Origin of the sequence: Streptomyces sp. McG3 (genome assembly GCF_018619185.1) — a bacterium.
Taxonomy (GTDB): Bacteria; Actinomycetota; Actinomycetes; order Streptomycetales; family Streptomycetaceae; genus Streptomyces.
This window is the reverse complement of sequence record NZ_JAAXYC010000586.1, coordinates 1-513: the sequence shown is the minus strand read 5'-3', so window position 1 is coordinate 513 and position 513 is coordinate 1. Positions and strand designations below refer to the sequence as shown.

At 58.9% G+C, this 513-nt stretch carries 2 rRNA genes; both read left to right on the top strand.

The features are described 5' to 3' along the window. A 16S ribosomal RNA gene (locus tag HET64_RS38600) occupies positions 1 to 117 on the top strand; the annotation flags it as partial. A gap of 301 nt (positions 118 to 418) precedes the next feature. Further along, positions 419 to 513, top strand: a 23S ribosomal RNA gene (locus HET64_RS38595); the annotation flags it as partial.

Genomic DNA, 513 nt, shown 5'->3' with positions numbered 1-513 from the left:
CCCGAAGCCGGTGGCCCAACCCCTTGTGGGAGGGAGCTGTCGAAGGTGGGACTGGCGATTGGGACGAAGTCGTAACAAGGTAGCCGTACCGGAAGGTGCGGCTGGATCACCTCCTTTCTAAGGAGCACTTCTTACCAGGCTTCGGTTTGGTCAGAGGCCAGTACACCGGCGAATGTTCGGTGCTGGTTGCTCATGGGTGGAACGTTGACTATTCGGCATGATGAGCACGGTTTCGTGAGTACTGCTTCGGCGTGGAAAACGGGAACGGGTTGATTGTGTCGGGCACGTTGTTGGGTGTCTGAAGGTACGGCCGAAATGGCTGCCTTCGGTTGCCGGCCCCAGTGAACTCGCCTGTATGGGTGGGGTGATGGGTGGCTGGTCGTTGTTTGAGAACTGCACAGTGGACGCGAGCATCTGTGGCCAAGTTTTTAAGGGCGCACGGTGGATGCCTTGGCACCAGGAACCGATGAAGGACGTGGGAGGCCACGATAGTCCCCGGGGAGCTGTCAACCA